This window comes from Pseudoduganella sp. RAF53_2 (assembly GCF_052113985.1).
Taxonomy (GTDB): Bacteria; Pseudomonadota; Gammaproteobacteria; order Burkholderiales; family Burkholderiaceae_D; genus Rugamonas.
In genome coordinates this window covers 1-3,288 of the sequence record NZ_JBFRDW010000662.1, presented here as the reverse complement: position 1 = coordinate 3,288, position 3,288 = coordinate 1, and the positions used below count along the sequence as shown (strand labels likewise).

Genomic DNA, 3,288 nt, shown 5'->3' with positions numbered 1-3,288 from the left:
CCCCAACCATGTACGCCGACTACCGCTTCGCCACCGTGAACGGCAAGTCCGTCAAGGAAATGATCAACGACCAGGAATGGAACGCCAACACCTTCCTGCCAACCGTCGGCAAGCGCGGCGCAGCGATCATCGAAGCGCGCGGCCTGTCCTCGGCAGCTTCCGCAGCGAACGCAGCGATCGACCACGTGCGTGACTGGGTACTGGGCACCAACGGCAAGTGGACCACCATGGGTGTTCCTTCCGACGGTTCCTACGGCATCCCTGAAGGCATCATGTTCGGCTTCCCGGTGACCACCGAAAACGGCGAATACAAGATCGTCCAGGGCCTGGAAATCGACGCATTCTCGCAAGAGCGCATCAATCTCACGCTGAAGGAGCTGACCGAAGAGCGTGAAGGCGTGAAGCACCTGCTGCCGTAATTTGTTTTAAACACAGTGGAACCGGTTAAACCACCGATCCGCCGTACCCGCCGCGCTGCCGAGAGCAGCGCGGCGGCTGTTTCTACCGCATCCATGCATCCATCCGAGGTTTTATTCCAGGGCACACGCCAGCCGCTCCTGCTTCCCGCCTGCGATCACTACGCCGGCAGCGAGAAGCTGATGCGCAAATCCATGGCCCTGCAACAAGAGCTTGGTCCCCTGTTCGACATCACCTTCGATTGCGAGGACGGCGCCGCCGCCGGCAACGAAGAGTCCCACGCCAAGCTGGTCGCCCTGCTGCTGCTGGACGAAGCCAATGTGCACAACCGCATCGGCGCCCGTGTCCACGACATCAGCAGCCCGCACTTCGAGCGCGACGTCGAGATCATCTGCACCGAAGCGGGYCACAAGCTGGCCTATATCGTCCTGCCCAAGCCGGAAAGCGTACAGGAAGTGGTGCGCGGCATCGATATCGTCAACAAATACGCCGCCAAGTCCGGCCGCACCACGCCACTGCCGGTGCACGTGCTGATCGAAACCCACGGCGCCCTGCGCGACGTGCACGATATCGCCGCCCTGCCCCAGGTCGAGTGCCTGTCATTCGGCATCATGGACTTCGTTTCGGCCCACTACGGCGCCGTGCCGGGCAGCGCGATGCGCACGCCGGGCCAGTTCACGCATCCGCTGGTGGTGCGCGCCAAGCTGGAAATCGCTGCCGCCTGCCACGCGCACGGCAAGGTGCCTTCGCATAACGTGACGACCGAAATCAAGGATTCGGCCGTGGTGGCCACCGACGCCCAGCGCGCGGCCGCCGAATTCGGCTACACCCGCATGTGGTCGATCCACCCGAACCAGATCAAGCCGGTCATCAAGGCCTTCACGCCGCGCGTCTCCGAAGTCAACGAAGCGGCCGCCATCCTGCATGAAGCAGAGAAGGTACAGTGGGGCCCGATCTCCCAGCACGGACGCTTGCACGACCGCGCAAGCTACCGATATTATTGGACGGTTCTACAGCGCGCCAAGCTCGCAGGCCTGCCGCTGCCGGACAACGTAGCCGCCCTGCTGGGCGATGGTCAAGTAACTCCCGGAGACAATTAAGCATGTCGATCACCAAATTCATTCTCGCCTGCGCTGCCTGCGCCTCGATGGCTCTCACTCCGCTGGCGCATGCCGACGACAAACCCGTCAAGCACACCGCCACCGCCAAGAAAAAGGCCGCCAAGCCGAAGAAGGCCGAGAAGGCTGACAAGGCGGATGAAGCGCCGGCGTCCGCAGAAGCCAGCGAAGACGCCAAAGAACCCAACGTCGCAGAGTCCAGCGTGACCGATTACGCCTGCGAACTGGGCAACAAGATCACGATCTACGAAAACGCCACCGATCTCGAACACATCGCGATCCGCTGGAAGCAGAAGCTGCACCGCCTGACGCGCGTGGCCACCACCACCGGCGCCCAGCGTTTCGAGAACAAGCTGTATGGCCTGATCTGGATCGGCATCCCTGCCAAGGRCATGCTGCTCGATTCGAAAGCGAACCGCCAACTGGCGAATGAATGCAAGACGTCCGAGCAAAAACTCGGTCTTTGATTTATTAATAACAGACGATACCCACCTGAAGGAGAGGTCATGTCCCGCAACACACTGAATACGCTCAAGGATTTCCCTATTTCTGGCAGCAAAAAGGGTCAGTTCTATTCCCTGCCCGCGCTGGAAAAGGCATTGGGCGCCAAAATCTCCCGCCTGCCGGTATCGATCCGCGTGGTGCTGGAATCGGTGCTGCGTAACTGCGACGGTAAGAAAGTCACCGAAGAGCACGTGAAGCAGCTGGCTAACTGGGGCGCCACCGCGGCCCGCACCGACGAGATCCCGTTCGTCGTAGCCCGCGTTGTACTGCAGGACTTCACCGGCGTTCCGCTGCTGGCCGACCTGGCTGCCATGCGTAACGTGGCCTCCAAGATGGGCGTGAACCCGAAGAAGATCGAGCCGCTGGTGCCGGTTGACCTGGTGGTCGACCACTCCGTGACCATCGACCACTTCCGCGAGCCGAAGGCGCTGGACCTGAACATGAAGCTGGAATTCTCGCGCAACAACGAGCGCTACCAGTTCATGAAGTGGGGCATGCAAGCCTTCGACACCTTCGGCGTGGTGCCTCCAGGCTTCGGTATCGTGCACCAGGTGAACCTGGAATACCTGGCACGCGGCGTGCACAATGCATCGTCCGTGTACTACCCTGACTCGCTGGTGGGTACCGACTCCCACACCACCATGATCAACGGTATCGGCGTGGTGGGCTGGGGCGTGGGCGGCATCGAGGCGGAAGCCGGCATGCTGGGCCAGCCTGTGTACTTCCTGACCCCGGACGTGATCGGCGTGAACCTGACCGGCCACCTGCGCGAAGGCTGCACCGCGACCGACCTGGTGCTGACCATCACCGAAATGCTGCGCAAGGAAAAAGTGGTTGGCAAGTTCGTCGAGTTCTTCGGCGAAGGCACCGAGTCGCTGACCGTGACCGACCGCGCAACCATCGCCAACATGGCGCCGGAATACGGCGCGACCATGGGCTTCTTCCCGGTCGACGACAAGACCATCGAATACTTCGAAGGCACCGGCCGCACCAAGGACGAAATCGCCGCCTTCCAGTCCTACTTCAAGGCACAGGGCATGTACGGCGTGCCGAAGAAAGGCGACATCGACTTCACCCGCGAACTGCACCTGGACCTGTCCACCGTGACGCCTTCGCTGGCTGGTCCTAAGCGTCCGCAAGACCGTATCGAAATCGGCAACGTGAAGTCCACCTTCACCTCCCTGTTCTCCAAGCCGACTTCGGACAATGGCTTCAACAAGAAGGCCGACGAGCTGACCAAGACCTACAC

At 61.4% G+C, this 3,288-nt stretch carries 3 protein-coding genes and 1 pseudogene; all 4 read left to right on the top strand.

From position 1 onward, the window contains the following. Positions 1-419: pseudogene (locus AB4Z11_RS27375) on the top strand (malate dehydrogenase); the annotation flags it as partial. Between the two features lie 93 nt (positions 420-512). Further along, a complete protein-coding gene (locus AB4Z11_RS27370; RefSeq protein WP_442028995.1) occupies positions 513-1,517 on the top strand; it encodes an HpcH/HpaI aldolase/citrate lyase family protein in 1,005 nt (334 codons plus the stop codon). A 2-nt stretch (positions 1,518-1,519) separates the two neighbouring features. Continuing rightward, complete coding sequence (locus tag AB4Z11_RS27365) at positions 1,520-2,002, top strand: hypothetical protein (protein ID WP_442028994.1); 483 nt, start codon at positions 1,520-1,522, stop codon at positions 2,000-2,002. 39 nt (positions 2,003-2,041) lie between these two features. After that, positions 2,042-3,288 (top strand): aconitase family protein (locus tag AB4Z11_RS27360; RefSeq protein ID WP_442028993.1); only part of this gene is annotated, 1,247 nt, incomplete at its 3' end.